General features: G+C 38.3%; 6 protein-coding genes. 5 read left to right on the top strand and 1 reads right to left on the bottom strand.

Features of this window, described 5'->3' with window-relative positions; translation table 11 throughout:
• Nucleotides 1-328: 328 nt before the first annotated feature.
• Entirely contained in the window at nt 329-1,288 is a 960-nt protein-coding gene (locus tag PQ474_RS08910; RefSeq protein ID WP_273842089.1) for an acyltransferase family protein, read from the bottom strand.
• Between the two features lie 526 nt (nt 1,289-1,814).
• Between PQ474_RS08910 and PQ474_RS08905 the strand changes: the two genes are divergently transcribed.
• From PQ474_RS08905 to PQ474_RS08885, 5 genes are all read left to right on the top strand, one after another.
• On the top strand, nt 1,815-2,828 hold the full coding sequence (locus tag PQ474_RS08905; RefSeq protein ID WP_273842087.1) for a LacI family DNA-binding transcriptional regulator: 1,014 nt from the start codon (nt 1,815-1,817) through the stop codon (nt 2,826-2,828).
• A 256-nt stretch (nt 2,829-3,084) separates the two neighbouring features.
• On the top strand, nt 3,085-4,413 hold the full coding sequence (locus PQ474_RS08900; RefSeq protein WP_273842085.1) for an ABC transporter substrate-binding protein: 1,329 nt from the start codon (nt 3,085-3,087) through the stop codon (nt 4,411-4,413).
• 78 nt (nt 4,414-4,491) lie between these two features.
• Nucleotides 4,492-5,394 carry a carbohydrate ABC transporter permease gene (locus PQ474_RS08895; protein ID WP_273842083.1) on the top strand — a complete coding sequence of 301 codons (903 nt, stop codon included), beginning with the start codon at nt 4,492-4,494 and terminating at the stop codon, nt 5,392-5,394.
• Nucleotides 5,395-5,399: 5 nt separating this feature from the next.
• On the top strand, nt 5,400-6,311 hold the full coding sequence (locus PQ474_RS08890) for a carbohydrate ABC transporter permease (RefSeq protein WP_273842081.1): 912 nt from the start codon (nt 5,400-5,402) through the stop codon (nt 6,309-6,311).
• 23 nt (nt 6,312-6,334) lie between these two features.
• A complete protein-coding gene (locus PQ474_RS08885; RefSeq protein ID WP_273842080.1) occupies nt 6,335-7,312 on the top strand; it encodes a PfkB family carbohydrate kinase in 978 nt (325 codons plus the stop codon).
• Nucleotides 7,313-7,322 lie beyond the last annotated feature (10 nt).

Raw genomic sequence — 7,322 nt, 5'->3', positions numbered from 1 at the left:
AGCCGGAGAGAAATACAAGTCCCTAAAGGAAGCATTAGGACCGTGAAACTTTGGCCGGAGAGAAATACAAGTACCTAGAGGAAGCATTAGAGGCGTGAAACCTGAGCCGGAGAGAAATACAAGTCCCTAAAGGAAGCATTAGGACCGTGAAACTTTGGCCGGAGAGAAATACAAGTACCTAAAGCTAAAGCAGAGTTTAGGTCCAGATATACAACCGTACGAAAGAAAAAATCTACGCAGCCTGATTAAGCTGAACAAGCACCCACCTTCCCTTACGCCAAAGCCTCCCAAAAAAAACACCCAGCCCCTAAAGCTGAGTGTCAAACTGTTACTTTGTAACGGGCTTCATTAAAAAACGAACCGGTTTTCGCGTTGAAATATAAACAATAGCAAACGCAAAAACAACCAGTAACCAATATTGATTTTGTTCAATAATAAATGGGACTAAAGGCGATTCGTGGAGCATTTTCACAAACAGCATATGCAACAAGTAAATAGAAATGGTAAATGGACCAATATGAGTAAAGAAGGTTTTCTGACTCGGGACTAATGTGAAAAATAATACAGTGACCATACTCATCACAACGTACACACCGAATCTCGCTAACCAAGCGAATTGGAGCGTGATGTCATCCATTTTTTCATAAGGCTGTTTTCCCATTAACCAAGCTCTTTCATCAAGTGGCATAACTTTATATAAAATCAAAAACAAAGCAACCAGTAATGCGACTGAAATGACTTTGTTCAACTTCGATGTCAGTCTTGTAAAATGCTCTTCTTTTAAATAATAGCCTAGTAAAAAGAACGGAAAAAAGAAAAACGTTCTAGAAAGGCTTAAGAAACCATCTACGTCGGAAAAATAACCAACCACCAACGACAGAACCACCGCTAGCAGCAGACCATACCTGATCTTTGAAAATAGTAACAGCATCACATTCCATAAGAATAAACTTAATAAAAACCATAAAGCCCACCTTGGAGTAAAAGGAGATATCGACAAATCATTATTAAAGATCACAATGTAATAAAAGGTATAAAAAATTTGGAAAATGAGATAAGGAATAAGTAGTTTTTTGGCGACATTGGCCAGATAACCTGGCTTATGGATTCCTTTTGCAAAGAAGCCCGATATGATAATAAACGCAGGCATATGAAACAAAAAAATAAAGAGATAGACACTAGATACGATCCGATTTTCATATAGAAACTCAGAGAGAATATGTCCAAATACGACAAGGAAAATTAAGATCACTTTTGCATTATCGAAATAAGGATTCCGTTCTTTCATGTATGTTCACCAACCTTTTTTCAATAAACGAAATGATATCATACATTATGTAAAGAAAACATAAGCACTTTTCCCCCTTTTTAATGGAGCGGAATGGCTTTTTCTGGTGAAATGATGATGTATATTTACAAAGTCATAGTTAGAAAGAGTGAAAAAACGAACAGAGCTAAGCTCTGTTCGTTTTCCTGTTTATCTAAATGTCGGACGGATTGACCACATTTACACTTATGAGGTTGTTTTTAAATCCGCCATGCAACGATTCTAAGGTAATTAAATGAAATAAAGCCACCCCATTGTCTAACAAGTTTGTCCCTATCACTGCCATGCTACTGATCCCCGTTTTGGGAGGAACCAACCAATTATCATTTCTTAGTTTTTAATCCATTATGAATAAAAAGAAAAACTTTTCGAATTATATTGACAATTGAAGCGTTTTCATATAATCTCAAGTTAATCGATTACGTAAACGTTTAACTAGATTTGTAGATTGTTAAATAGTTACTGAAAATGGTGAGAGAAAATGAGTATGAGTAAAACAAGTTCTAGTATAAAGGATGTTGCAAAAAGAGCGAGTGTTTCTACAGCGACGGTCTCTCATGTCATTAATGAGACGAGATATGTATCTGAAGAAACGAAGAATAAAGTGCATCAAGCAATGAAAGAGCTTAATTATCAACCTAACCAAATGGCACAAGGCTTAAGAAGCAGAAAGTCAAAAACAGTTGGATTGATCGTACCTATGCTTTATACAGATACTTCTAATTTCTTCTTTATGTCCATTGCTAATGGGATTGAAACCATCTTGCAAGACAGAGGGTATCATTTAATCTTAAGTAATTCTCATGAAGAGCTTAAAAAAGAAATGGATCATATTAAAGTGTTTAATTCAAAGTTAATTGATGGACTCATTATTGCTCCAACAGCCGAAGACTTTTCACAATATGAAGATGTCCTTTCATCCGATTATCCTGTTGTTTTTATTGATCGAAAGCCAAAAGGTTTTGATAAAGACGGGATCTTTGTAGATAGTGAAAAGGGTTCATATGAAGCGATTAAAGCTTTAATTGAAAAAGGACATGAAAGAATTGCTTTTTTAACGGGTTCTTTAGGCATAACGACTAGTGATGACCGATTAATGGGTTATAAAAAGGCATTTAAAGACCATCATTTAGCGATAAATCCTAATCTAATCGGTGAAGGTGAAGCAAGCTTTCAAGCAGGGTATGATTTGGCCAAGAAATTAGTCGTAGAAGAAAAGGCGACAGCCCTTTTTGTTGCGAACAACGTCATGACAATGGGAGCATTAGGCTATTTAAATGAGCAAAAGATTAAAGTTCCAGATGAAGTGGCGATTATTGGATTTGATGATTATGACTGGATGAAGATCACAACACCACCATTAGCCGTTGTGAAACAGCCATCCTTTGAAATAGGGGAAAAAGCCGTAAATCTACTTCTAAAAAGAATTGAAGAACCGCATAAAGGGGAGCCTGAGCAAATTATTTTAAGTACCGAATTGGTCATGCGTGAGTCGATATAAAGGGGAGTAATCCCCTATTTTGGTCCATTCGTTGACTAAACGGATAAACAATTAAATAGATAAGGATAGGAGTAAACTAGAACCATATAGTCCGTCAATAGAGGAATATGGAGTAAATTTTTGTCCTTCAGGTAAACGTTTACGTAATCGTTTAAACAAATATTAGCTATTTTTTACTAATTAAAGGAGGTGAAAAAGTAATACATCGTATTGCTTTCTGAATCAAATTTTAATTAAAAAAAAGGGGCGTTAATCTATGAAGAAATTATTATTTATGTTCATGATGTTGGTTCTAAGTGTTTTGGTCGTTGTAGGGTGTAGCTCTTCTAATGAAGAAACGGGAACGAATGAAGCGAATACAGATGATTCAACGGATACAAGTAAGACAGAATCGACTGATGGCGAATTAATTACATTAGACTTGTGGATTCACCAAACAAATGAAAAAGAAACACAATATTACTTAGATCGAGCAGCGGAATTTAATGAAGCGCATGAAGGAGAAATCTATGTTGAAGTAGCCCCTCCTATTATTGACGAAGGTAGCTCTTATAACGATGCGATTAATACCGCTTTAGTAGCAGGGAATTTACCAGATTTAATTAAGCTAGATGGTCCTTTCGTTTCAAGTTACGCAGCATCTGGAGTGATCATGCCAATTGATGAGTACATTCCTGAAGAGGAACTGACTGATTATGTCGATTCTATTATTCAACAAGGTAGTCACGATGGAAAGCTATATTCATTAGGAGCGATGGAATCATCGGTTATGTTGTATTACAACAAAGAGATTTTTGAAGCAGCTGGCATTGAGGCACCGACATCAGTGGAAGAGGCTTGGACTTGGGATGAATTCCTTGCAGTCGCTAAAGAACTTACAACAGAAGATCATAAGGGATTAAATCTATTCATGAACTACGGTGTAGGCGAATGGTTAACGTATATGGGACTTCCTTTCGTATGGTCCAATGAAGGTCAATTACTGTCAGATGACGGTACAACGGCTGAAGGTTACTTTAATGGACCTGAGACAGTAGAAGCTTTAGAGTTTATTAAAACGTTATTTGCTGAAGGCGTTGTTGATATTTCCCCTTCTGAAATGCAGTTTGAAGAAGGAAAAGCCGCTATGGCTTTAGGTGGACCTTGGATCGCCGTTTCTGCTGAAGAGGCAGGATTGGATTTTGGTATGATGCCTTACCCATATAGCAAAGTTTCTAAATCTCCATCTGGAAGTATGGCTTATGCGGTAACAACGAACACGAAACATCCTGAAGCAGCAGCAAAATTCATGCTATTTATGACAGACAAAGAATCGACGATTGGTTTGTCACAAGTAACAGGTATGCCACCTTCGCGTGAATCTGCCTTTAATGAAATGGATCGTTATGAAGAGTTGCCACTTAGTGTCATGAAAGATCAAGTTATTAATACGGCTCAAGCACGTCCACAAACACCTGCATACCCTGTTTTAACACAATTGTTTGCTGAAGCGTTCCAAGCAGCTGCGTTAGGGGAAGACCCACAAGCCATATTAGATCAATTTGTTCCAAGAATTGATAGAGAGTTATCTAGATTTAACGATTAAGTTTACACTGCACATTGATGGACCGAGTATCCTTACTTCGGTCCATCAAAATTAGTGACACTAGGGGTGACGGAAGTAATGGTAAAAAGCATAAAGGCAACTTTATCAAAGCAAAAATGGAGAGAGGCTATTAGTGGTTACCTCTTCTTTTTACCAGCGCTTATCTTATTATCTTTGTTTTTGCTTTATCCAATGGGGATGGCTTTCTATTATAGTTTTACCGATTTCTATTTGTTGACACCTGGGCAAAAGAATTTTGTAGGATTTGATAATTTTCTTTACGCTTTTCAAGATTCTGAGTTTCGATTAGCGTTTAAAAATACACTTTACTTTGTCATTGTGATTGTTCCGATTCAAACAGCTGTAGGACTCGGGTTAGCGATCCTCGTCAATAAAAAATTACGAATGACCACCTTTTTTAGAACCGCGTATTTTAGTCCTGTTGTGATGTCACTCGTTGTCGTATCGATTCTGTGGACTTTTCTTTACAACCCGAACGATGGTTTATTTAATCAAATCCTTGTCTCTTTAGGGTTTTCTCCTCAACCATTTTTAACGAGCGCTGATCAAGCAATGAACTCGATTATCGCGATGTCCGTTTGGCAAGGGGCAGGATTTCAGATGCTGATCTTTTTAGCTGGTCTTCAGACGATCCCGGCTGCGTTATATGAAGCAGCTTCCATTGATGGAGCAAACAGCTGGAGGAAGTTTTTGAATATTACGTTACCAGGTTTGAAAAATGTATCGATTTTCATCGTGATCACGATTACGATTGCTGCATTCAAATTGCTTATTCAACCAATGATTATGACGCAAGGGGGTCCTTTAGGATCAACAAAATCTTTGGTTCATTATACGTATCAAGTAGGTTTTGCTTATCGAGATGTTGGCTATGCTTCCGCCCTTGCAGTTCTCTTTACTGTAATCGTATTAGTGATATCTCTGACTCAACGAAAATTGCTAACTGAGGATAGGGGGTAAGGGGTTTGGAAACCAAAACAAACATGAAACAGGCAGCTGCAGTAAACAAAGTACCCAAGTATTCGATGAAAAGTCGTCGAGTCTTCAAGAATATAGGCTTGTATCTATTTATGGGAATGTTAGCGTTTATTTTTCTTTTCCCCCTCGTATGGATGTTAGTTTCTTCACTGAAGAGTGATGTTCAAATTTTTAGAGATATGAAAACGGTACACGTTTTTATTCCACCATTGTATGACAGTGTTTCAGCTTATTTTGCCAACTATACTCAGGCGTTAGAGCGTGTGGACTTACTCAAGTACACAGGAAATAGTTTAATCTATACGATGGGTATTATTGCATTTGGGTTAATTGTGAACTCGATGGCTGGCTACGCGTTGGCCCGCATGGATTTTCCGTTTAAAAACTTCTGGATGGCCATCATCATTGCCACGATTATTATCCCGGCAGAGAGTATTTTCTTGCCTCTTTACGTATTAGTTCATAACTTTGGATGGGTCAATACGTATACAGGGTTGATTGTACCGTTTATCGCAAACGCGTTTATGATCTTTTTATTCCGTCAATTTTTTATTGGATTTCCTAAGGAATTGGAAGAGGCAGCAAGGATTGATGGGTGCACACCGATTGGGATTTTCTTTCGGATTATCATTCCGTTGTCAAAGCCGGTCTTTGCTACGGTCGCCATTTTTACATTCGTGAACCATTGGAATGACTTTTTATGGCCATTAGTCGTAGCAAATGATGAAAAAATGAGAACGATTCAAATTGGATTGCAATATTTCTTTGCTCAACAACCCGTACAATGGGGGCAAGTCATGGCTGCATTAACGATTGCAACCATTCCAATGCTACTTATATTCGGCTTCTTGCAAAGATATTACGTGGAAGGTCTGACTCATACGGGATCTAAAAATTAGGGACTAGGATGTGTAAAATAACGATGTCAAAAATTTTATGTTTAGGCGAACTGTTGGTGGATTTTGTTCCAACGGAAAATGGCTTTAAGCTTCAAGATGTAGATCAGTTTAAGAAAATGGCTGGTGGAGCGCCAGCCAATGTAAGTGCAGCGATCGCCACATTAGGTGGAAGATCATCCATGATTGGAAAAATCGGAGCGGATCCGTTTGGAGACTTTCTCGTTGAAACGTTACGGGATAAAGGGGTAGAGGTGGAGTGTCTTATCCAAACGAAAGAGGCTAAAACGGCATTAGCCTTTGTTTCTTTGCAAAATAATGGAGAAAGAGATTTCATGTTTTATCGTGAGCCATCTGCAGATATGTTACTAGAACAAAAGGATCTTAAGGCAGAATGGTTTGAAGAAGCAGAAGTCTATCATTTTGGTTCGATCTCTCTTATTGATCATCCTGTCAGAGAAGCGACAATGGAAGGAATCAAACTAGCGACGGAGCACAACATGGTCATTAGTTTTGACCCGAATATTAGGCTTTCGTTATGGAAATCAGAAGAGGATGCACGAGAACAAATTTTACAATCGATTCCGGCAGCGCATATGGTCAAGATTAGTGAGGAAGAGCTTTCTTTTCTTACGGGGATTAACGAGGAACAAGAAGCTGTTTCAACGTTAATGTCAGGGCTCGTTCAACTCATCATTGTGACGAAAGGGAAAGAGGGGTGTTCGTATTACACAAAGGGAAGCAGCGGGAGCGTAAAAGGCATCACCGTGAAACCGATTGATGCAACTGGTGCTGGAGATGCGTTCGTTGGTGGATTTCTCTATCAAGTCAGTCAGGAAATCAACCAGATAGATGACTTACATGAACTGTTAAACGATCAGAAAAAGCTAGAGGAAATCTTAGCCTTTGCGAATGTGTGTGGGGCATTAACGACAACGAAAAGAGGAGCGATATCGGCTCTGCCAACTTTAGATGAGGTACAGTCCTATTTCATAAAAGAATAAGGATGGAGAG

The sequence above is a fragment of the Halalkalibacter alkalisediminis genome (assembly GCF_028610705.1).
GTDB classification, from domain to species: Bacteria; Bacillota; Bacilli; order Bacillales; family Bacillaceae_D; genus Halalkalibacter; species Halalkalibacter alkalisediminis.
This window is presented reverse-complemented; position numbering and strand designations above follow the sequence as displayed.